The 22,420-nt window shown below is 59.9% G+C and carries 18 protein-coding genes and 1 pseudogene; 11 read left to right on the top strand and 8 right to left on the bottom strand.

The genetic code is table 11. From position 1 onward, the window contains the following. The gene (locus DK871_RS17595; RefSeq protein WP_161906049.1) at window positions 1-426 is read right to left on the bottom strand and encodes an HIT domain-containing protein; all 426 of its coding nucleotides are present in this window, start codon (window positions 424-426) and stop codon (window positions 1-3) included. 740 nt (window positions 427-1,166) lie between these two features. On the opposite strand from DK871_RS17595, the gene DK871_RS17590 reads away from it, so the two are divergent. Then, window positions 1,167-2,465 (top strand): OprD family porin, encoded by a 1,299-nt coding sequence (locus DK871_RS17590; RefSeq protein ID WP_161906047.1) that lies wholly within the window; start codon window positions 1,167-1,169, stop codon window positions 2,463-2,465. 181 nt (window positions 2,466-2,646) lie between these two features. On the opposite strand, the gene DK871_RS17585 is transcribed toward DK871_RS17590, so the two are convergent. Next, window positions 2,647-3,489 carry a mechanosensitive ion channel family protein gene (locus tag DK871_RS17585; RefSeq protein ID WP_161906045.1) on the bottom strand — a complete coding sequence of 281 codons (843 nt, stop codon included), beginning with the start codon at window positions 3,487-3,489 and terminating at the stop codon, window positions 2,647-2,649. 136 nt (window positions 3,490-3,625) lie between these two features. Next, window positions 3,626-4,111: a YajQ family cyclic di-GMP-binding protein gene (locus DK871_RS17580; RefSeq protein ID WP_003193880.1), complete on the bottom strand. Its 486-nt coding sequence runs from the start codon at window positions 4,109-4,111 to the stop codon at window positions 3,626-3,628. A gap of 123 nt (window positions 4,112-4,234) precedes the next feature. On the opposite strand from DK871_RS17580, the gene DK871_RS17575 reads away from it, so the two are divergent. The 3 genes from DK871_RS17575 to DK871_RS17565 are packed head-to-tail and all read left to right on the top strand — an operon-like array spanning window position 4,235 to window position 7,816. Continuing rightward, a complete protein-coding gene (locus tag DK871_RS17575; RefSeq protein ID WP_161906043.1) occupies window positions 4,235-5,152 on the top strand; it encodes a putative 2-dehydropantoate 2-reductase in 918 nt (305 codons plus the stop codon). Between the two features lie 46 nt (window positions 5,153-5,198). Next, on the top strand, window positions 5,199-7,235 hold the full coding sequence (locus tag DK871_RS17570; RefSeq protein WP_032895499.1) for an ATP-binding protein: 2,037 nt from the start codon (window positions 5,199-5,201) through the stop codon (window positions 7,233-7,235). Between the two features lie 2 nt (window positions 7,236-7,237). Then, window positions 7,238-7,816 carry a cob(I)yrinic acid a,c-diamide adenosyltransferase gene (locus DK871_RS17565; protein WP_161906041.1) on the top strand — a complete coding sequence of 193 codons (579 nt, stop codon included), beginning with the start codon at window positions 7,238-7,240 and terminating at the stop codon, window positions 7,814-7,816. A 160-nt stretch (window positions 7,817-7,976) separates the two neighbouring features. Here the strand turns inward: DK871_RS17565 and DK871_RS17560 are convergent, their stop codons facing one another. From DK871_RS17560 to secA, 3 genes are all read right to left on the bottom strand, one after another. Next, a complete protein-coding gene (locus DK871_RS17560; RefSeq protein WP_161906039.1) occupies window positions 7,977-8,921 on the bottom strand; it encodes a Nudix family hydrolase in 945 nt (314 codons plus the stop codon). Window positions 8,922-9,064: 143 nt separating this feature from the next. Further along, window positions 9,065-10,282: a bifunctional glutamate N-acetyltransferase/amino-acid acetyltransferase ArgJ gene (gene argJ, locus DK871_RS17555; RefSeq protein WP_032895495.1), complete on the bottom strand. Its 1,218-nt coding sequence runs from the start codon at window positions 10,280-10,282 to the stop codon at window positions 9,065-9,067. 124 nt (window positions 10,283-10,406) lie between these two features. Next, window positions 10,407-13,142: a preprotein translocase subunit SecA gene (gene secA, locus DK871_RS17550; protein ID WP_014719726.1), complete on the bottom strand. Its 2,736-nt coding sequence runs from the start codon at window positions 13,140-13,142 to the stop codon at window positions 10,407-10,409. A gap of 306 nt (window positions 13,143-13,448) precedes the next feature. Between secA and DK871_RS17545 the strand changes: the two genes are divergently transcribed. Further along, entirely contained in the window at window positions 13,449-13,904 is a 456-nt protein-coding gene (locus DK871_RS17545) for a DUF721 domain-containing protein (protein ID WP_003193887.1), read from the top strand. 4 nt (window positions 13,905-13,908) lie between these two features. Here the strand turns inward: DK871_RS17545 and DK871_RS17540 are convergent, their stop codons facing one another. Further along, entirely contained in the window at window positions 13,909-15,387 is a 1,479-nt protein-coding gene (locus DK871_RS17540) for a helicase HerA-like domain-containing protein (RefSeq protein ID WP_047711675.1), read from the bottom strand. Between the two features lie 205 nt (window positions 15,388-15,592). Between DK871_RS17540 and DK871_RS29725 the strand changes: the two are divergent. The 5 genes and pseudogenes from DK871_RS29725 to DK871_RS17520 form a co-directional block, all read left to right on the top strand. Beyond that, window positions 15,593-16,624, top strand: a pseudogene (locus tag DK871_RS29725) (cache domain-containing protein); the annotation flags it as partial. Window positions 16,625-16,717: 93 nt separating this feature from the next. Then, a complete protein-coding gene (locus DK871_RS29720; protein ID WP_375139744.1) occupies window positions 16,718-17,482 on the top strand; it encodes a methyl-accepting chemotaxis protein in 765 nt (254 codons plus the stop codon). 207 nt (window positions 17,483-17,689) lie between these two features. Next, window positions 17,690-18,811: a glycosyltransferase family 1 protein gene (locus DK871_RS17530; protein ID WP_161906036.1), complete on the top strand. Its 1,122-nt coding sequence runs from the start codon at window positions 17,690-17,692 to the stop codon at window positions 18,809-18,811. Next, on the top strand, window positions 18,804-19,556 hold the full coding sequence (locus DK871_RS17525; RefSeq protein WP_161906034.1) for a DUF2334 domain-containing protein: 753 nt from the start codon (window positions 18,804-18,806) through the stop codon (window positions 19,554-19,556). Before DK871_RS17530 ends, DK871_RS17525 begins: the two co-directional genes overlap by 8 nt. Continuing rightward, on the top strand, window positions 19,544-20,653 hold the full coding sequence (locus tag DK871_RS17520) for a lysylphosphatidylglycerol synthase transmembrane domain-containing protein (RefSeq protein ID WP_161906032.1): 1,110 nt from the start codon (window positions 19,544-19,546) through the stop codon (window positions 20,651-20,653). Before DK871_RS17525 ends, DK871_RS17520 begins: the two co-directional genes overlap by 13 nt. 123 nt (window positions 20,654-20,776) lie before the next feature. Here the strand turns inward: DK871_RS17520 and purU are convergent, their stop codons facing one another. Further along, window positions 20,777-21,625 carry a formyltetrahydrofolate deformylase gene (gene purU / locus DK871_RS17515; protein ID WP_019821236.1) on the bottom strand — a complete coding sequence of 283 codons (849 nt, stop codon included), beginning with the start codon at window positions 21,623-21,625 and terminating at the stop codon, window positions 20,777-20,779. A gap of 351 nt (window positions 21,626-21,976) precedes the next feature. Between purU and mvaT the strand changes: the two genes are divergently transcribed. Further along, window positions 21,977-22,351 (top strand): histone-like nucleoid-structuring protein MvaT, encoded by a 375-nt coding sequence (gene mvaT / locus DK871_RS17510; RefSeq protein ID WP_019821235.1) that lies wholly within the window; start codon window positions 21,977-21,979, stop codon window positions 22,349-22,351. Window positions 22,352-22,420 lie beyond the last annotated feature (69 nt).

The following is a 22,420-nucleotide window of genomic DNA, read 5'->3' as shown; positions in this document are numbered from 1 at the left end:
TCAGTCCTGGGTAAAGATGAAGTCGGCAGGCAATAGCTCGCGCAATCGGCTGCGAATCGCGGCCACCTGCTCTTGCGTATAGGGCCGGGCCGGGTGCTTGCCCCACACCGGGGCTGGCCACGCGGCGTCATCGCGCTTGCGCACAATCACATGCACATGCAACTGGCTGACGACGTTACCCAGCGCGCCGATGTTCATCTTGTCAGCCGCCAGCCCCTCGTTGAGCAACTGCGCCAGGGCCGTCGTTTCTTGCCACAAGGTTTGTTGATCTGCGACATCCAGTTGAAACACTTCGCTGATACCGTTGATGCGCGGCACCAGGATGAACCAGGGGTAATTCGCGTCGTTGGACAGTATCAGGCGACAGAGCGGGAAGTCCCCAATGGCCAAGGTATCTTGTTGCAGGCGTTGATCTAAGGCGAACACGTGGCACTCCGTTCGGCAGGTCGGTAACAGGTGCCCAGCATACCTTCGAATCCCCAAGGCTTCACGGGCAATGCTGGCGGCCTTGAGGCAGCCGAACAAAAAAATGCACCCTTTAGAGGCAGTAACACAGGTAAGCGACGCTAGGCCGGGCCTCAACGGAACGCACCAAAATGACTCACTTGCGCCTCAAAGGGATCCGCCGATTACCCACCGATAAGGGTCAACCGGTAACGTTTTACCCACATACAGGATTCCGGTACCACCGAACCGGGGTAAAACCCTGGCGTCAAGCCCAACCCAAATGGCGTAAACCCCCCGTGCTTATGCGGTTTTTACAGGTTCATCACACTTTTCACGAAAAAATGACATTCGGTCAGTGGTTTGAGCACGCTTGTTGCATTCACCCCCATATCGTCGGCAACGGCACCCGTTTGGACACAGGTGTTTCGCGATAAAAACAGTGGCGTTTCAATGTGTATCAGGGATGCGTTCAAGCTTTGAAAGAAGTCTGAAAACAGCATTGAAGTTGTCAGCCTGGATACATTTCTGGCTGTGAATTTGCGACATGGATCTAGCGATTTACGACAGCCTCGTAAAGAAGCTGAAAGGATAGTTGAGTAAGTATCGTCAATAGGGTCTGCGTGAGATAACTTTGCGCCGACACAAAAAGAAAGAGCCGCCCAGATAAAAATACAGGTGGGACGGCAGTACTCTTCCTAAAACCAAAGGAGCAAATCACGATGCGCGTGATGAAGTGGAGCATGATCGCCCTGGCTGTTTCAGCAGGCACCTCGCAGTTCGCAATGGCGTCCGCCCAGGACGATTCCAAGGGCTTTGTTGAAGACAGTACTTTCAGCATCAATACTCGCGCGCTGTACTTCAGCCGTGACTTCCGTAATGAGCCAGGCGGCGGTTACAGCACCGTCAACGGCAAGCGTAAGAGCCGTGCTGAAGAAACCGGCCTGGGCTTCAATGCCCTGTACGAATCGGGCTTCACCCAGGGCACCATTGGTGTCGGTGTCGACGTGATCGGCCTGATGGGCCTCAAGCTCGACAGCGGCAAGGGCCGCGCCGGCACCGGTCTGTTCCCTACCGGTTCCGACGGTCGCTCGCAGGACGACTACTCCAAAGGCGGCGGCGCAGTTAAGTTCCGCATCTCCAATACCGTGCTGAAAATCGGTGACCAGTACACCACGGCACCGGTGTTCGCTTCCGACGACAGCCGCCTGCTGCCAGAGCTGCCACAAGGTATCTCGATCACCAGCAACGAAATCAAGGGCCTGAAGCTTGAAGGCGGTCACTTCACCTCGAGCGTCGCGCAGAACCAGACCTACCACGACAGCCTGGGCCTGACCAAAACCGACTTTGTCGGCGGTGTGTATGCCTTCACTCCAGAAATCACCGGCAGCCTGTACTACGCGAAAACCGAAGATTATTTCCGCAAGTACTACAGCAACCTGAACTGGACCCACGCCCTGAGCGATGATCAGTCGTTCGCCCTGGACTTCAACATATACGACACCAAGAGCGACGGCGCCGGCCTGCAACGCGCAGAGAAAGACGGCGTGACCAAGCTCGACAACCGTGCCTTCAGCTTGCAGGGTGCGTACACCATCGGCGCTCACACCTTCACCCTGGCAGCGCAGAAAGTCACCGGTGACGGCGACTACGGTTACGGCGTAGACGGCGGCGGCACTGTGTTCCTGGCCAACTCCATCGCCCGTTCCGACTTCAACGCCGAAGGCGAAAAGTCCTACCAGGCGCGTTATGACATCAACATGGCGACCTTCGGCATTCCGGGCCTGAGCTTCATGACCCGTTATGTCACCGGTAGCGGTGCCAACACCGCCACCACGTCGAACGGCAAAGAGTGGGAACGCGACATCGAAGCCAAGTACGTGATCCAGAGCGGCCCGGCGAAAAACCTGAGCCTGCGTCTGCGTCAAGCGACTTATCGTTCCGGTGATGGCGTGTACTACGGTTCGCCGTCGATCGACGAGCTGCGCCTGATCGCGAACTACCCGCTGAACATCTTGTAATTGCTGGTTCAATTACAACGATGACTTGAGGCTTAGGCCTTAAATAAAAAGCCGCTCCTCTGTTCAACAGGGAGCGGCTTTTTTATTGCAGTTTTATTTCAATCAACAAAACAACTAGCAAGCTAAGTAACTAGTTTATCAAAGCTGACCTTTCGGCCAAGTTTGATAGCGTCACGCCAAGTTATTTCGTCGCACTTTCCTGCATCACGCGAATAACCCGCTGCGGAAACGGAATATCAATCCCGGCCGCTTTCAAACGGTCACGCGCCAGTTCATTGAGCATAAACATCACGTCCCAATAATCCGGGGTATTGGTCCAGCAACGCAGGGAGACGGTGATGGAACTGTCACCCAAGGTCGACACCACCGCCACGGCGGCAGGGTCCTTCAGTACACGCGGGTCTTCGGCCAGAGCCAGCAGCACTTCACGGGCCTTCTGCAGGTCCGCCTCATAGTCCACACCCACATCAAACACGACCTTGCGGGTCGGCTGGCGGTTGGTGTTGGTGATAAGGCCGTTGGACAGGCTGCCGTTGGGAATGATCACCGTCTTGTTGTCGCCGGTACGCAACACCGTGTGGAAGATCTGGATGCTGTCGACGGTACCCGAGGTACCTTGGGCTTCGATCCAGTCACCGATACGGAATGGGCGGAACAATAGAATCAACACGCCGCCGGCAAAGTTCGCCAGGCTGCCTTGCAAGGCCAGGCCGATAGCCAGGGTAGCGGCACCGATCGCCGCAACGAACGAGGTGGTTGCCACACCGATCATCGAGGCCACGTTGACCACCAGCATGACTTTGAGCGCGATGTTGGCAAGGCTGGTGATGAAGTGTTGCAGAGCCAAGTCTGCGTTACGCATGGCCAGCAGGCGGCCCACACGGTGAGTCAAGACATTGATCAGCCACCAGCCGATGGCCAGGGTGATCAACGCCAGCAATACGCGGCTGCCGTATTCCATGATCATGGGGATCCAAGACTGGGAGGTCTTGATCAGGTGATCCATTTCAGCGTTCAAATCCATCTACTTTCTCCTGTTGTGCGGCGATAAGGCTCTACTGACTGCCTGAAAACGCAATTGAGCCCCGAAGGGCTCAATTGTAGGCAATGATGCTGGGGCGTGGGACGTCAAAAGTGCTCACAGGTTCCCCAGAGTGCCATCAGTCGCGGAAGTTATTGAACTGCAGCGGCATATCAAACGTCTTGGCGCGCAGGGCCGCGATGGCCTCTTGCAGGTCGTCACGCTTCTTGCCGGTGACGCGAACCTGCTCGCCCTGAATGGCGGCCTGGACCTTGAGCTTGGCGTCCTTGATGTGCGCCACGATCTTCTTGGCCAGCTCTTTGTCGATGCCTTCCTTGAGCACGGCTTCCTGCTTCATCAGCTTGCCGGAGGCGTAGGCGTCCTTGACTTCCAGGCACTGCACGTCGATCTTGCGCTTGACCAGGGCCAGCTTGAGGATCTCGATCATCGCTTCCAGCTGGAAATCGGCTTCAGCGGTCAGGTTGACGGTCAGTTCCTTTTCCTTGAATTCGAAGCTGCCCTTGCCTTTCAAGTCGTAGCGACGGTCCAGTTCCTTGACGGCGTTCTCGACGGCGTTGGTGACTTCGTGTTTGTCCAGTTCAGATACCACGTCGAACGAAGGCATGTGATTTCTCCAATATAAGGGGCGGGCTCAGTAGAGATGGAGCGCGCCCGAGCTAAAATGCCGGGGCATTATAGCGGTTCTTTCGCGCCGTTCACCGCTGGCGAGCTTATGGAGTACACACTGATGGCGACCCCCTGGCATATTCTTGGCGCCGGCAGCCTGGGCACCCTCTGGGCCGCACGGCTGGCGCGCGCGGGCGTGCCCGTGAAGCTGATCCTGCGCAATGAGGCGCGCCTGGCCGACTATCGAGCCGGCCAGGGCCTGACCCTGGTCGAGCAGGGTGTGGAACAGACTTACCCGGTAGTCGGCGAAACGCCTGACAGCCCAGAGCCAATTCATCGCCTGCTGGTGGCATGCAAAGCCTACGATGCCCAAAGCGCTATCGCCCAGTTGCAACCTCGACTGGCGCCCGACGCCGAACTGATCCTGCTGCAAAACGGCCTCGGCAGCCAGGACGCAGTGGCCGCACAAGTACCGTCGGCCCGTTGCATCTATGCCTCCAGCACCGAAGGCGCGTTTCGCCAAGGCGACTGGCGGGTGGTATTTGCCGGCCATGGTTTCACCTGGCTGGGGGATGCGAGCCACCCCACGCCACCGCTGTGGCTGGACGACCTGCAAGCGGCCGGCATTCCCCACGATTGGGCCAGCGATATCCTCACGCGCCTGTGGCGCAAGCTGGCGCTCAATTGCGCCATCAACCCCCTCACCGTGCTTTACGAATGCCGCAACGGCGGCTTGCAAGCCCACGCGTGTGAAGTGGCAACCTTGTGTGCGGAACTGGCCGAGCTGCTCGAATGCTGCGGCCAACCCGCCGCCGCACAGGACCTGCACAGCGAGGTACAGCGGGTGATCCAGGCCACGGCGGCCAATTACTCGTCCATGTACCAGGACGTGGCCAACGCACGGCGTACCGAGATCAGCTACCTGCTGGGCTATGCCTGCCAGGCGGCGGCCCGCCATCAGTTGGTGTTGCCGCATCTGCAACAGCTGCAAGCGCGCCTCGTCGAGCATTTGCGCGCACGCGGATTGGCCAGCAACTGAGGCACGCGCTACCCTGCCTACCTGTCTATCACCTGGGAAACCCCTGATGCCACTGCGCCAGCGTCTTGAAAATCTACCGGTAGGGCAGAAACTGCTGGCCGCCCTGCTGGTGTTATTGACCACCGTATTGCTGGTGGCCAACCTGACGTTTATCAGCGCTGCCTACTGGATCTCCCAGGAAAGCATGGCCCCCCAGGCCTTGCAGTCCATCGGTCGACTGGTGTCCAACCCCGCGCTCGCCGCCGAGGCCCTTGAATCTCCGACCAAGGCCGAGGCGCTGCTCAATGAGCTGACCAGCTATTCACCGTTGCGCGCCGCCGCCCTGTACGACGGCGAAGGCAACCGCCTGGCGCAGATGCAGCACGGCGACCGCCTGCACCTGCCGGACCACTACCGGCATATCGAAGCGTGGCGCCTCACCGAATTTCGCAGCAACCAGGTCATCACCCTGCCCCGCGGCAACCAGCCTTCGGGGCATTTGTTGCTGGTGGCCAGCAGTGAGCTGCCGGTGGCATTCTATACCGGCACGCTGACCGCGAGCCTGGGCATCCTGATTTTCAGCGTGTTGTTGTGGCTGGTCATCGCCCGGCAGATCAAACGCCTGATCACCCGACCGATTCATGAGCTTGAAGAACTGTCCCGCCAGGTGACCCGCGAGGAAAACTACGCGTTACGCGCCGGGCGTGGCAACCGTGACGAAATCGGCAGCCTGGCCGAAGCCTTCAACACCATGCTGTCGCGCATCGAAGCCCGTGAGCAGCAACTTAAACGTGCGCGCGACGACTCCCAGGCTGCGTATGACCAGGCCCAGGGTTTGGCCGAAGAAACCCGGCATACCAACCGCAAGCTGGAACTGGAAGTCCAGGTGCGCAGCAAGATCGAGAAAAAGCTCACGGGCTTCCAGAACTACCTGAACAGCATTATCGACTCGATGCCCTCGGCGCTGATCGCCCTGGACGAACAACTTTACGTCACCCAGTGGAACCAGGAAGCCACCGCCCTATCCGGCACGCGCCTGGACGAAGCCCTGAACCAGCCGGTGTTCCTGGCCTTCCAGCCGCTCAAGCCGTACCTGCCGCAAATCAAGGCCACCGTGGAGCAACACACGGTGGAACGGATCGAGCGGGTCACCTGGATCAAAGACGACGAGCCCAAGCATTATGCGCTGACGTTCTACCCCTTGATGGGCGGTGCCGGGCGCGGTGTGGTGATCCGAATCGACGACATCACCCAGCGCCTGTCCCTGGAAGAAATGATGGTGCAATCGGAAAAAATGCTCTCCGTGGGCGGCCTGGCGGCAGGTATGGCCCATGAGATCAACAACCCGCTGGGCGCGATCCTGCATAACGTGCAGAACATCCGCCGCCGCCTGTCCCCCGAGTTGCCCAAGAACCTGGAACTGGCCGAACAGGTGGGCATCGAGCTGGAGACGGTCAACCGATACCTGCAAGGCCGCGAAGTCCCGCAATTGCTCGACGGCATTCAGCAGGCCGGTGCACGTGCCGCGAAGATCGTCACCCACATGCTCAGCTTCAGCCGCCGCAGCAATCGCCAGATGGCGCCCTGCGATTTGCCGGCGCTGATCGACCAGGCTGTGGAAATCGCTGGCAACGACTTCGACCTGACCATTGGGTTCGACTTCAAGGGCCAGGCGATCATCCGCCAGTTCGATCCGCAACTGGGCCCAGTACCCGGCACCGCCAACGAGCTGGAGCAAGTGCTGCTCAACCTGTTGAAGAACGCCGCCCAGGCCATTCACCTGCGTGAAGACGACAGCGAACCTGGGCGCATTATCCTGCGCACGCGCCTCAACCCGCCGTGGGCCGAAATCCAGGTGGAAGACAACGGCATCGGCATGAGCGAAAACGTGCGCAAACGTACATTCGAACCGTTCTTTACCACCAAGGAAATCGGCCAGGGCACCGGGCTTGGGCTTTCGGTGTCGTATTTCATCATCACCAACAACCACAAGGGCCAGATGGAAGTGCATTCCACCCTGGGCCAGGGCACCTGCTTTACCTTGCGCCTGCCCCTGGCCGGCAGCCAATTGCCTCCCACTGAACTTACCCAACTGGAGCACTGACCATGGGCTTTCGCCTGTCGAAGATCTACACCCGTACCGGCGACAAAGGCGAAACCGGCCTCGGCGACGGCCGCCGCGTGCCCAAGGACCATCCACGCGTGGAAGCGATTGGCGAGGTGGATACGCTGAACAGCCAGTTGGGCCTGCTGCTGGCCAACCTTGAAGAACAAAGCGGCAAGCACCCAGGGTTGAAGGATGTGATTGAAGTGCTCACCCCTTGCCAGCACCGTCTGTTTGACTTGGGCGGTGAGCTGGCCATGCCGGTGTACAAGGCGTTGAATGCGGCGCAAGTGGATCGACTGGAAGCAGCGATTGATCGCTGGAATGAAGAGGTTGGACCGCTGGAGAACTTCATTCTTCCCGGCGGCTCAGCCTTGATCGCACAGGCCCATGTGTGCCGCAGCCTGGCGCGCAGCGCCGAACGCCGCTGTCAGCACCTCAATGCCGTGGAGCCGTTGGAGGGTGTGGGGTTGGCGTATATCAATCGGTTGTCGGATTTGCTGTTTGTGGCAGCCAGGGTGATTGCCAAACGCCAAGGTGTTGCGGAAGTGTTATGGCAGGCGGCGGCCAAGCCCCACTGACATTTTTCAGGTGACTGGGAGGGCCCAATCGGAGTGCAGGAGCGAGCTTGCTCGCGAAAAACGCGCAGGCGCCGCGCTCATTCTGCAAGCCCGCGTTATCGTTGACGCCTTTCGCGAGCAAGCTCGCTCCTACATCCCGATAAGGCCCATCAGCGCTGCATCACACCTGCGGCCAGAACGCCCGAATACCTGCCACACCTTGCGCACCTGCCTCCCAAGCCTGCTCCCGCTGCGCCGGCCCAACCCCGCCCAACAGAAACACCGGCTTGCTGAACCCGGCGATCAACTGCTGCGCCTGCTCCCAACCCAACGGCTGGGCATCCGGATGAGTCTGGGTCGGTTGCACCGGCGACAGGGTGACAAAATCCACGTCCATCATTTCTGCCAGCGCCAGCTCTTCAGCGTTGTGGCACGAAGCCGCCAGCCAACGGTCTTTGGGCAGCGGTCGACCCTTACTGGCGTATTTGCGCAACTGCGCCGAGGTCATATGCCAGCCGGCAGCGGGGAAATCCCCCAGCCACTCAAACGGCCCCTTGAGCATCAGTTGCGCCTTGCCGGCACACAGGCCCACCGCATCTACTGCCAAGTCGCGGTATTTAGGGTCATAACCGTTGGGCGCACGCAGTTGAACCAGCTTGATGCCACCGGCGATAGCCTTTTGGATACCGCGCAACAACGTCGGGGTTTCCAGCTCGCCCGGGGTGATCAGGTACTCGGCAGGCAAGCGTGCCGCAGCGACAATCGGCGCATTCGCCGCCGGAAATTCATAGTTGGTCAGGTCCCGGGGTGCCACCCACGCCAACGGCTGCCCTTCGGCGCCATGGGGCTCGCCGGTAAAAGCCGAGACTTCCCACACATCCAGCAATACCTGTTTGTCCGGGTAGTCATGCTGCACCTTGATCAGCGGCCGCGCCGTGGTGACCTGGATGCCCAGCTCTTCCTGCAATTCACGGGACAAGGCCGTGGCAACCGACTCATCGGCCTCCACCTTGCCGCCGGGAAACTCCCAGAGGCCGCCTTGATGCTGAGTATCGGCACGGCGCGCCAGCAGGATCCTGCCGTCGACACCGCGGATCACCGCTGCTGCTACATGCACTCGTTTCACGCCACTGCTTCCTCTCGTTATAGCCCTTTGTAGGAGCGAGCTTGCTCGCGAAAAACTCAATGCCACCGCGGTTATCCAGGATGCACGCGTTATCGTTGACGTTCTTCGCGAGCAAGCTCGCTCCTACAGGGGGAGGGTCATTTTCAGGTACGGTATTCCGCGTTGATCTTCACGTACTCGTGGGACAGGTCGGTGGTCCAAATGGTTTCGCTGCACTCGCCGCGACCCAGCTCGATACGGATGGTGATTTCTTCCTGCTGCATCACCGCCGAGCCCTGGGCTTCGGTGTAGGTTTCGGCGCGAGCGCCACGGCTGGCGATGCACACGTCACCCAGGAACACGTCGATCTTGCTCACGTCCAGGTCCGGCACGCCAGCACGGCCAACAGCCGCGAGGATACGGCCCCAGTTCGGGTCCGATGCAAACAGCGCGGTCTTGATCAGCGGCGAGTGCGCCACGGTGTAGCCCACATCCAGGCATTCCTGGTGGTTGCCGCCGCCGTTGACTTCAACCGTGACGAACTTGGTCGCGCCCTCGCCGTCACGCACGATGGCCTGGGCCACGTCCATGCACACTTCGAACACCGCCTGCTTCAACGCCGCAAACAACGGGCCTTCGGTGGAAGTGATTTCCGGCAGGTTGGCCTGGCCGGTGGCGATCAGCATGCAGCAGTCGTTGGTGGACGTGTCACCGTCGATGGTGATGCGGTTGAACGACTTGTTGGCGCCGTCCAGCATCAGGCGTTGCAGCACATCGCGGGAGACTTTGGCGTCGGTGGCGATATAGCCGAGCATGGTGGCCATGTTCGGGCGGATCATGCCTGCGCCTTTGCTGATACCGGTAACGGTAATGGTCACGCCGTCATGCACGAACTGGCGGCTCGCGCCTTTTGGCAAGGTGTCGGTGGTCATGATGCCGGTAGCGGCAGCCGCCCAGTTATCCACAGACAAGTCATCAAGCGCGGCTTGCAGGGCGCCTTCGATTTTTTCCACCGGCAGCGGCTCACCGATCACACCGGTGGAGTACGGCAGCACCTGGCTGGCATCGACGCCGGTCAATTGGGCCAGCTTGGCGCAGGTGCGCGCCGCCGCGACGAGGCCTGGCTCGCCGGTGCCGGCGTTGGCATTGCCGGTGTTGGTCAGCAGGTAACGGATCGAACCGGCCACGCGCTGCTTGGCCAGAATCACCGGCGCGGCGCAGAAGGCGTTGAGGGTGAACACCCCCGCCACGGTCGAGCCTTCAGCACAGCGCATCACCACCACATCCTTGCGCCCCGGGCGCTTGATGCCGGCCGAAGCGATACCGAGTTCAAAACCGGCAACCGGGTGCAACGTGGGCAAAGGACCAAGACCAACAGCCATGAATGCGCTCCTTAAAAATAGGTGATGTCTGTGCCGTCGCTATCGACGGTGGGAATTAATGGCAAAACGCCGCGACGGCAAAGGCCGGTCGCGGCGCGGGGTGTTGCAGCGTCAGGCGAAAATCTTATTCGATCTGGCCGTGGCAGTGTTTGAATTTCTTGCCCGAACCGCAGTAGCACAGTTCGTTGCGACCCAGCTTCTGGTCATTGCGAACCGGGGTCTGGGCCAGGGCCACATCGACCTCTTCACCCAAGGCTTCAGGCTCATCCAGGCCCGGCGCTTCGTCATGCTGGAACTGCATGCGCGCCGCCAGGGCCTCGGCTTCCTGGCGCAGGCGTGCTTCTTCCTCGATCGGGTCTTCGCGACGCACCTGAACGTGGGACAGCACGCGGATCGAGTCGCGCTTGATCGAATCCAGCAATTCGGAGAACAGCGTGAACGACTCGCGCTTGTACTCCTGCTTCGGGTTCTTCTGGGCGTAGCCACGCAGGTGGATACCGTGGCGCAGGTGGTCCATGGTGGACAGGTGGTCTTTCCACAGGTCATCCAGCACGCGCAATACGATCTGTTTTTCGAAGGTGCGCAGTGCTTCGGCACTCGCCTGCTCTTCTTTCTCGTTGTATGCGGCCAGCAGCTCGGCCATCAGTTTTTCGCGCAGGGTTTCTTCGTACAGGTGGTCGTCTTCGTCCAGCCATTGCTGAACCGGCAAGTCCACACCGAAGTCGCTCTTCAATGCCGCTTCCAGGCCGGCAACATCCCACTGCTCAGGCAGCGATTGTGGCGGGATATGCGCGCTGACAGTGGCGTTGAGCACGTCCTGACGGAAATCAGCGATGGTCTCGCCAATGTTGTCGGCGGCCAGCAACGTGTTACGCATGTGATAAATCACTTTACGCTGTTCGTTGTTGACGTCGTCGAACTCGAGCAGTTGCTTACGAATGTCGAAGTTACGGCCTTCTACTTTGCGCTGGGCCTTCTCGATGGCGTTGGTCACCATGCGGTGCTCGATCGCTTCACCGGACTGCATGCCCAGGGCTTTCATGAAGTTCTTCACCCGGTCCGACGCGAAGATACGCATCAGGCTGTCTTCCAGCGACAGGTAGAAACGGCTGGAACCGGCATCACCCTGGCGACCGGCACGGCCACGCAGCTGGTTGTCGATACGACGCGACTCGTGACGCTCGGACGCGATCACCTGCAAGCCACCGGATTCCAGCACGGCCTGGTGGCGCTTCTGCCAGTCGGCCTTGATCTGGGCGATCTGCTCGGGCGTCGGGTTGTCGAGCGAGGCCACTTCCACTTCCCAGTTGCCGCCCAACAGGATGTCGGTACCACGACCGGCCATGTTGGTGGCGATGGTCAGTGCGCCTGGGCGACCGGCCTGGGCAATGATCTCGGCTTCTTTTTCGTGGAACTTGGCGTTCAGTACCTTGTGCTCGATGCCTTCCTTGTTGAGCAGGTTGGACACGTGCTCGGAAGTCTCGATAGTGGCGGTACCCACCAGGATCGGACGGCCCTTGGCCATGCCGTCCTTGATGTCATTGATGATCGCCGCGTATTTCTCTTCGGCGGTCAGGAACACCAGGTCGTTGTAGTCTTTACGCGCCAACGGCTTGTTCGGCGGAATGACCATCACGGCCAGGTTGTAGATCTGGTGGAATTCGAACGCTTCGGTGTCGGCCGTACCGGTCATGCCGGACAGCTTGTTGTACAGACGGAAGTAGTTCTGGAAGGTGGTGGACGCCAACGTCTGGCTTTCGGCCTGGATGTTGAGGTGTTCCTTGGCTTCGATGGCCTGGTGCAGGCCTTCGGACAGACGGCGACCGGGCATGGTACGACCGGTGTGCTCGTCAACCAGTACCACCTGGCCGTCCTGCACGATGTATTCGACGTTGCGGTGGAACAGCTTGTGGGCGCGCAGGCCGGCATACACGTGGGTCAACAGGCCCAGGTTGTGCGCCGAGTACAGGCTTTCACCTTCGGCCAACTCGCCGATCTGGGTCAGCATCTCTTCGACAAACTGGTGACCGGCTTCGTTGAGTTCGACCTGGCGGGTCTTCTCGTCGATGGTGAAGTGACCTTCTTTGGTCACCACGCCTTCCACTTCCTCAATGTGCTGCTCAAGACGCGGGATCAACTTGTTGATCTCGGTGTACAGGCGCGAGCTGTCTTCGGCCTGGCCGGAGATGATCAGCGGGGTACGGGCTTCGTCGATGAGGATGGAGTCGACTTCGTCGATCACGGCAAAGTTGAGTTCACGCTGGAATTTTTCATCCATGCTGAACGCCATGTTGTCGCGCAGGTAGTCGAAACCGAATTCGTTGTTGGTGCCGTAGGTGATGTCGCAGGCGTACGCGGCGCGCTTCTCTTCCGGCGGCTGGAACGGCGTTACCACGCCGACGGTCAGGCCGAGGAATTCATACAGCGGGCGCATCCAGTTGGCATCCCGGCGAGCCAGGTAGTCGTTCACCGTCACAACGTGCACGCCCTTGCCGGACAGTGCGTTGAGGTAGACGCCCAGGGTTGCCACCAGGGTCTTGCCTTCACCGGTGCGCATTTCGGCAATCATGCCTTCATGCAAGGTCATGCCGCCGATCAACTGGACGTCGAAGTGGCGCATGCCCATGACGCGCTTACCGGCTTCACGGGCGACCGCGAAGGCTTCGGGCAGCAGCTTGTCGAGGGTTTCACCTTTGGCTATGCGGGCCTTGAACTCTTGGGTCTTGGCGCGCAATTGCTCGTCCGACAGAGCAACCATCTGCTCTTCGAAGGCATTGACCAGCTGCACCGTCTTGAGCATGCGTTTGACTTCGCGCTCATTCTTGCTTCCAAAAAGTTTCTTTAACAAAGGCGCAAACATATCGGCAGGTTCTTCCACACATAGGGATGGAGGGCGCACCGTGAGTGGCCCGAGCAGCCCTCACGGCCGCATTGCGAACGCGCATTCTACCCGGAATCGTGGGTGAGGAAAGTGGCGTTGTTCCCCGAGGCAGGCACGGCGCTGTGAGAGGGCTTGTTTAAAATAAGGGCTTTTGCGCGAACTTCAACCCATGGCGTGCAGAAGTTACTTATTGATTTCATGGGCAAAGCCCAGCCGACGCAGAGCCTCGGGGTGTCCAGGCGCTTTCTGCTAAGATAGCCGCTCTGTTACCTAAGGTGTCTAAACATGGCATTTCGCCCTCTCACAGCCCGCGCTCCCGGCGTGTTGCTTCGCGAAGCCAAGCCGTTGAAAGCCATCTTTGGCCATGCCAAGCGCCTGGGCCATTTGCAACGCCTGCTTGAAAGCCAGCTGCAACCGGCCGCACGTGAGCACTGTCATGTGGCGTCCTGGCGCGAAGGCAATCTGCTATTAATTGTCACCGATGGTCATTGGGCTACCCGCTTGCGTTATCAGCAAAAACGCTTGCAGCGCCAGTTGATGGTGTTTGAAGAGTTCGCCGGTTTGACGCGCATTCAGTTCAAGGTGCAGCCACCCACCGTGCCGCAAGGCGCAGTGGGGCATACCCTGGACCTGTCGGAAACGGCCGCTGAAACCCTTCAGGCCACCGCCGAAGGGATCAACGACCCGGGCTTGCGCGCCGCCCTGGAACGGCTGGCCGCCCATGCCCGGCCCAAAGCCTGAAGCGCTATTTGCGTTTGCTGCCGCCCAATAATGAACCCAGCAGACCCCGCACCAACTGGCGCCCCATCTGATTGGCGGCCTGCTGCATGGCTGATTTCAACGCCTTGCCCGCCGTGGTCCCCAGGAAGGCACCGGCCTTGTCGGTGAAGCTCGGCTCTTCGGCGGCCGGCGCGGCCTGCTCGGCAGGCCCAAGTTCCTTGCGGGCCATCAGCACTTCATAGGCAGACTCACGATCCACCGGCTTGTCATAGCGCCCCAACAGCGGCGAACTGGCGATCAACGCTTTGCGTTCGGCTTCGGTGAGCGGCCCGATCCGCGATTGCGGGGGAGCAACCAGTACGCGCTGGACGACTTCCGGCGTGCCCTTTTCCTGCAAGGTTCCCACTAATGCCTCACCAGTGCCCAACTCTGTGAGCACTGACAAGGTATCGAATGTCGGGTTGGGCCGGAAACCGTCCGCCACCGCCCGCAGGGACTTCTGTTCTTTGGCGGTGAACGCACGCAAACCGTGCTGGATACGCAGGCCCAGTTGCGCCAGTACCGTATCCGGCAAGTCGCCCGGCGATTGGGTGACGAAATACACGCCGACGCCTTTGGAACGGATCAGGCGCACCACCTGCTCCAGGCGCTCCTGCAAGGCTTTTGGTGTATCAGCGAACAACAAGTGCGCCTCGTCGAAAAACAACGCCAACAACGGTTTGTCGGCATCGCCGCGTTCCGGCAATTGTTCGAACAACTCTGCCAGCAGCCACAACAGGAAGGTCGCGTAAACCTTCGGCGCTTCATGCACCAAGCGGCTGGCGTCCAGCAGGTGGATGCGCCCACGCCCATCGCTGGCGGGCTGCAAAATATCTTCCAGTTGCAGGGCCGGCTCGCCAAACAAGGCTTCGGCGCCCTGCTGCTCCAGCACTGCCAGGCGCCGCAACAAGGCCTGGCTGGAACCGGTGGTCATCAAGGCGGCGTCTTCGCCCAGCAGTTCCGGGTGATAGCGCAGGTGATTGAGCAGTGCCTTGAGGTCCTTGAGGTCCAGCAGCAACAGGCCTTCGCGGTCGGCCACTTTGAACGCCGCATAGAGCGCCGATTGCTGGCTGTCGGTGAGTTCCAACAGGCTGCCAAGCAACAGCGGGCCCATTTCACTGATGGTGGTGCGCAGTGGGTGACCGGATTGGCCGTGTATATCCCACAAGGTAACCGGGTACGCCTGGGCGGTGTAATTAAGGAAGGGCATACCGGCAATACGCTCGGCCACTTTGCCCTGGGGGTTGGCGGCGGCGCCCAGGCCGCAGAGGTCGCCCTTGATGTCGGCAGCGAACACCGCCACGCCCGCATCACTGAAGGCTTCCGCCAGGCGCTGCAAGGTGACGGTCTTGCCCGTGCCCGTGGCGCCAGCGATCAACCCATGACGGTTGGCCAGGCGCATGGACTGGGCGATGGGCTGGCCGTCAAGGCCGGCACCGATAAGCAGTTGTGTGGAGTCAGGCATTTCGTCACCTATGGTTAATCTTTAGTGCCGCGAGGTCGATATAGACGGATGTAAGCCCGACAAAGACTAAAAAACGGTCAGATAATTCCGATACGGACCAACGGAGCTATCACCAGAAATACCACACCTTTTTTGACGCTGCCATTTTGCGCCTCCCGCATAGGATGCGCCTCGGATATTAAGACCTTAGCGGACCCTTCAAGCCATGAACAAAAATCTGCGCTTCAGCCACAAGATCCTGCTTGCAGCCTCCCTTATCGTCATCGCCGCCTTCGCGTTGTTTACCCTCTACAACGACTACCTGCAGCGCAACGCGATTCGCGACGACCTCAATAACTACCTGCATGAGATGGGCGACGTCACCGCCAGCAACATCCAAACCTGGCTCACCGGGCGTATCGCTCTGGTGGAAAACGCCGCACAGAACATCGCCATCAACCCTGAAAAAACCGTGGTCGCCAGCCTGCTGGAGCAGAAAGCGCTGACCTCGTCATTCATGGCCACCTACGTCGGTGACAGCCAGGGCGCGTTCACCATCCGCCCTGACACCAAGATGCCCGACGGCTTCGACCCGCGTGTTCGCCCCTGGTACAAAGGCGCCCAGGCCAGTAACGGCTCGACCCTGACCGAGCCCTATATTGACGCGGCGACCGGGCAACTGATCATTTCTGTCGCCACGCCCAGCGCCAAGGGTGGCCAGAGCATCGGCGTAGTCGGCGGCGACCTGAGCCTGCAGACCCTGGTAGATAACATCGGCGCGCTGGATTTTGGCGGCATGGGCTATGCGTTCCTGGTCAGCGCTGACGGCAAAGTGCTGGTGCACCCGGATAAAGCCCTGGTGATGAAGACCCTGGCGGACGTTTATCCAAAAGACACGCCAAAGATCAGCGGTGACTTCAGCGAAGTGCAAGCCAACGGCAAGACTAATATCGTGACGTTCACACCGATCAAGGGCCTGCCCTCGGTGAACTGGTACCTGGGCGTTTCGGTGGATAAAGACAAGTCTTTCGCCATGCTCAGTGAGTTCCGCACCTCGGCGGTGATCGCCACGATCATCGCGGTAGTGATCATCATCGCCCTGCTCGGCATGCTCATCCGCGTCTTGCTGCAACCTCTGCACCTGATGACCCGCGCCATGCAGGACATTGCCGACGGTGAAGGCGACCTGACCCGCCGCCTGACCATCCAGAACAACGATGAATTCGGCACCCTGGGCAATGCATTCAACCGCTTCGTGGAGCGCATTCACACCTCGATTCGCGAAGTGTCTTCCGCCACCGAGCACGTCAATGAAGTGGCCCTGCGGGTGGTCAGCGCCTCGAATTCGTCGATGGTCAACTCCGACGAACAGGCCAACCGCACCAACAGCGTTGCTGCAGCCATCAACCAACTGGGGGCGGCAGCCCAGGAGATCGCACGCAACGCTGCACAGGCCTCTAACCAGGCCAGCGATGCACGGCACCTGGCCGAGGACGGCCAGCAGGTGGTTGAACGCAATATCAAGGCGATGACGCAGTTATCCAGCATGATCAGCACCTCAAGTACCAATATCGAAGCACTTAACAGCAAAACGGTGAATATCGGCCAGATCCTTGAGGTGATCACCAGCATTTCCCAGCAAACCAACCTGCTGGCGCTCAACGCGGCGATCGAAGCGGCGCGCGCCGGGGAAGCCGGGCGTGGCTTTGCGGTGGTGGCCGATGAAGTGCGCAACCTGGCCCATCGCACTCAGGAGTCGGCGCAACAGGTGCAGACGATGATCGAGGAGCTACAGGTGGGCGCCCGGGACTCGGTGACTACCATGAGCGAAAGCCAACGCCACAGCCTGGACAGCGTGGAAATCGCCAACCTGGCCGGCGAGCGCCTGAACAGCGTGACCCAGCGCATTGGCGAGATCGACGGCATGAACCAGTCGGTCGCCACTGCCACTGAAGAACAGACCTCGGTGGTGGAGTCGATCAATATGGACATCACCGAGATCAACACCCTCAACCAGGAAGGGGTGGAAAACCTGCAATCGACCCTGCGCGCCTGCTCGGACCTGGAACAACAGGCCTCGCGTTTGAAGCAGTTGGTGGGCAGCTTCCGGATCTGAAATTCCCCTGTAGGAGCGAGCTTGCTCGCGAAAAACGTCAACGATAACGCGGGCGACCTGAAGAAACGCGGCGTCTGTGAGTTTTTCGCGAGCAAGCTCGCTCCTACAGCGTGGGTTTGTCCGCTCCCACCACCGTTATGCTGCGAATCTAAACCGAACATCTATCCTTACCTCAGGTCCATCTAGGGAGAGCAATGGATCGGAGGGATGTTCATCGTGCATATCGCTGACATAACCATGTTCTACGCCCCGGCCAGCGGCGGCGTACGCACTTACCTTGACGCCAAGCACCGGCGTCTGGCGCTCAAACCGGGTATTCGCCACAGCCTGTTGATCCCCGGCGCACATTTGAGCGAGCAGGACGGCATCTTCAAAGTACCGGCGCCCGCCCTGCCCTTCGGCAAAGGCTATCGCTTCCCCCTTCGCTTGGCGCCATGGCGAAATGTCCTGCACGATTTACAGCCCGATCTGATCGAAGTGGGCGACCCTTACCTGACGGCCTGGGCCGCCCTGGATGCCCGGCGCCAGTTAGATGTGCCGGTCATCGGCTTTTACCACTCCGACCTGCCACTGCTGGTGAGCAACCGCATGGGGCCTTGGTTTACCCCCAACGTTGAAGCCTATGTGCGCAAACTCTATGGGAATTTTGACCGAGTGCTCGCCCCCAGCCAGGTCATGGCCGACAAGCTCACCGGGCTCGGTGTCAGAAATGTCTTCGTGCAACCCCTGGGCGTGGACTTGCAAACTTTCACCCCTGAGGTACGTGACCCCGGCCTGCGCGCCGAACTGGGGATTGGCGAAGACACTCGGCTACTGATCTTCGCCGGGCGCGGCTCCAAAGAGAAAAACCTGCCGGTGCTGCTCAACTGCATGAAGCGCCTGGGGGAAGGCTACCACTTGCTGCTGGTGGGCTCTGGCATGCCGGCCAGCGTGCCAGACAATGTCACCGTCGTTGATGGATTCCGGCCCGCCCTGCATGTTGCGCGGCTGATGGCCAGCGCCGATGCCTTGCTGCACGGCGGCGACCAGGAGACCTTCGGCCTGGTGATCTTGGAAGCCATGGCCTGCGGCATTCCGGTGGTCGCGGTGGCGGCCGGGGCCTTTACCGAGATTGTCGACGAGCGTTGTGGCCTGCTGTGCACGCCGAACAACCCCAAGGCCATGGCCGATGCGGTGCGTGAGCTGTTCAGTACCGACAGCCGACGCCTGGGTGCTCAGGCTCGGCGCCATGTCGAGCAGCATTATGCGTGGGACACGGTAGTCGACAGCCTGTTGGGGCATTACTACGCCGTGCTGGGCAGCCATGAACCGATGCTCGCCCATGGCTGAGCGCGCGCTGATGCTGGTACTGCACGACGTGGCACCGCACACCTGGGCCGACTACCGGCCCTTCGTCGAGGCCGTCGATGCGCTGGGCAACGTGCCCATCACTTGGCTGGTGGTGCCGGACTTCCATCACCATGACGACCTGGCCGCCCACCGCGAATTTCGGCGCCTGCTCGATAGCCGTGTCGCCAAGGGCGATGAACTCACCTTGCATGGTTATTACCATTGCGACGACCAACCTCGGCCGCGTACGCCAAAAGAATGGTTTATGCGACGCATCTATACCCACGAAGGCGAGTTTTACCAGCTGTCCGAAGCCGAGGCGTTGCGGCGGCTGACTGCCGGGATTGAGATATTTGAACGCAATGGCTGGCCGCTGCATGGCTTTGTTGCGCCCGCCTGGTTGATGAGCAACGGCACCCGGCAGGCATTGCGCCAGTTGCCCCTGAGCTACACCAGCGACCCACAACATCTTTATCGCCTGCCGGACTTCACGCCCATCAATGCCCCCGGCCTGGTGTGGAGTGCCCGCAGTGCCTGGCGCCGCGGGCTGTCCAAAATCCTCAGCGACCGCCGTGAACAGCGTTGGCAGACAGCCCCGCTGATCCGACTGGGACTGCACCCCGTGGACATGCGCCACAGGTTTTCCCGCGATTATTGGCTGCACACCCTGCAACGCCTGCTCAACGGGGGGCGCGTCCCCCAAACCAAGGCCGCCTGGCTGGCGACGCAGCCATGGGCCGACTGATCTGGTTAATGTTGGCGCTCTTGGTGGCGCTGGTGATCCCACTGTGGCTGGGCGGCGGCGAGAGCATTACACGCCTGCGCCAGTTTCCGCTGCCCCAGTTGCTGGGGATGTTCGCCATGATCATCGGCTGCTGGCTGATCAACAGCCTGCGCATCCGCCTGTTGCTTGGCGAGCATCGCGCTCGACTAGGGCCGCTTAAAAGCCTAGGCGTGGTGATATCCACCGAGTTCGCCATGTGCGCCACACCCGGCGGCAGCGGCGGGCCGTTGACCCTGATGGCCCTGCTGGCACGTAATGGCATCCGCCCCGCCCATGGCAGTGCGGTGTTCGCCATGGACCAACTGAGCGACCTGGTGTTTTTTCTCTGCGCACTGGTGGGGATCCTGCTGTATGCGCTGTTTCATAGCCTCAGCCCGCGTATGGAGTGGTTGCTGGGGCTCAGCGCCGTGTCGATGGTCGGAGGGGTGATCAGTGGCTGGGCCGTGGTGCATTTTCACCGGCGGCTGATTCGCCTGGCGGGTTTGGCACTCAAGGCCATGAAGGTCGGTGCTATCACCCGCCGACGCTGGGCACGTCGGTTGCTGCGTTTTCTTGCGGCGTTCAGCGCCACCCTGAAACTTCCCCGGAGTACCTTGCTTGGGGTCTTTGCGCTTACCAGCCTGCATTGGCTGCTGCGTTACAGCGTGCTGTATCTGGCGCTGCGCGGGTTGGGCGGTGAGGTGCAGTGGGCCTGGAGTTTTCTGATCCAGATGCTGTCGCTGACTGCCGGGCAGTTCAGCCTCGCGCCAGGCGGGGCCGGCGCAGCGGAGTTGACGTCAGCGGCACTGCTGGCGCCCATGGTGGGCACATCCACAGCGGCGGCGGCGATTCTGATCTGGCGCGCGGTGACCTACTACTTCTATTTGCTGGCCGGTGCGCCAGTGTTTCTATTGATGGTCGGCAAACCGCTGCTCAAGCGTCTTTTTCAGGGGCGGCAGGCGGCTCATCCTGCGCCTGTGTCTGTTCCCATAAACGCGCCGCGCCTGGAAAATCAGTACCATCCTCGGCATCCAGCGCGTCCGGGTCGTAACGACTCAAACAGCCCTCGCCCAAGGTAGCAGGCGCCCGTGAGGTGGCTTTATCGAGCGGGTCGCTCATGGGAATCTCCTGAAACAGAAATAAAAAAGGGCCTGCAGAGTTTTACCTCCAGGCCCCGCTGTCTTTCAATCAAAACCGCTGGGTCAGAAGACCACGGTCTTGTTGCCGTGCACCAACACGCGATCTTCCAGGTGGTAGCGCAAGCCACGGGCCAACACCATCTTCTCGACATCACGGCCGAAGCGCACCATGTCTTCAATACTGTCGCTGTGGCTGACGCGCACCACGTCCTGCTCGATGATCGGGCCGGCGTCCAGCTCTTCGGTCACGTAGTGGCAGGTTGCACCAATCAACTTTACGCCACGCAGGGAAGCCTGGTGATACGGCTTGGCACCAACGAACGACGGCAAGAAGCTGTGGTGGATGTTGATCACCTTGCCAGCGTATTCACGGCACAGTTCCGGTGGCAGGATCTGCATGTAGCGCGCGAGCACGACCACGTCCGCGTCGTGCTGCTTGACCAGGCGCGACACCTCGGCGAACGCCGGCTCCTTGTCCTGTGGGTTGACCGGCACATGGTAATAAGGGATGCCATGCCATTCGACCATGCTGCGCAGGTCGTCGTGGTTGGAGATCACGCAAGCAATCTCGCAATCGAGTTCGTCGCTGTGCCAGCGGTGCAGCAGGTCTGCCAGGCAGTGGGATTCGCGGCTGGCCATCAGCACCACGCGTTTCTTCTGCTCTGTATCAGTGATGTGCCAGGTCATCGAAAACTCTTCGGCAATCGGCGCAAACGCCTCGCGGAAGGCTTCCAGGCCAAAGGGCAGCGTATCGGCACGGATTTCGTGACGCATGAAAAACCAACCACTGAGATCGTCCGAGTGATGGCTCGCCTCGGTGATCCAGCCATTATGGGAAGCCAGAAAGTTACTGACCTTGGCAACGATGCCAACCCGGTCCGGGCAAGCAATCACCAGCCGAAAAGTGCGCATTAGGGGGAAACTCCAGAACTTCACAAAGGCCGCTATTCTAGCGATTACGCAGAAAAACTGCAGTATTCCCTTGCACCTAATCTTGAGCCCTCGCCGTGGTAACACCCCTTAATCGTGTAAGGTTTTACCACCGCTATATGACGATACAAGGGCATGCTCAGGCCAGTCGCAAAAAATTAACGCGATTATCTTTGCGCATAACGCTTACTAATTAACTCATCGGCCAGGTTTTCTCACACACATTCAATGTCATTCACCTGAATAACGTCTTAAATGTTTACTTGATGAAATTGCCTGACTATTATTAGGCCACTCACCCTGTCAATCAGCGTTCTACATAAGGTAGTCCACATGTCACTGATCAACGAATACCGCGCCACCGAAGAAGCTATCAAAGAGCTGCAAGCCCGTTTGAAGAACCTGTCCGAAGACGACAAGCTGAAAACCGAGCTGGAATTCGAAGGCAAATTGCGCACCCTGATGGGTGAATACTCCAAATCCCTGCGTGACATCATCGCGCTGCTGGATCCAGAGTCGAAAGTTAAAGCACCACGTGGCGCTGTGAAAACTACCGGCACCAAGCGTGCTCGCAAGGTCAAGCAGTACAAAAACCCGCACAACGGCGAAGTGATTGAAACCAAAGGTGGCAACCACAAAACTCTGAAAGAGTGGAAAGCCAAGTGGGGCGGTGACGTAGTTGAAGGTTGGGCAACCCTGCTGGGCTAAGCCCGGTCGGACGTTCATCCGATACGTCACACATGAAAAACGCCAGCTTGCTGGCGTTTTTTATTGTCT

Origin of the sequence: Pseudomonas sp. L13, assembly GCF_009935965.1 — a bacterium.
Taxonomy (GTDB): Bacteria; Pseudomonadota; Gammaproteobacteria; order Pseudomonadales; family Pseudomonadaceae; genus Aquipseudomonas; species Aquipseudomonas lactis.
The sequence above is the reverse complement of the archived record's forward strand: the minus strand, read 5'-3'. Positions and strand labels throughout refer to the sequence as shown.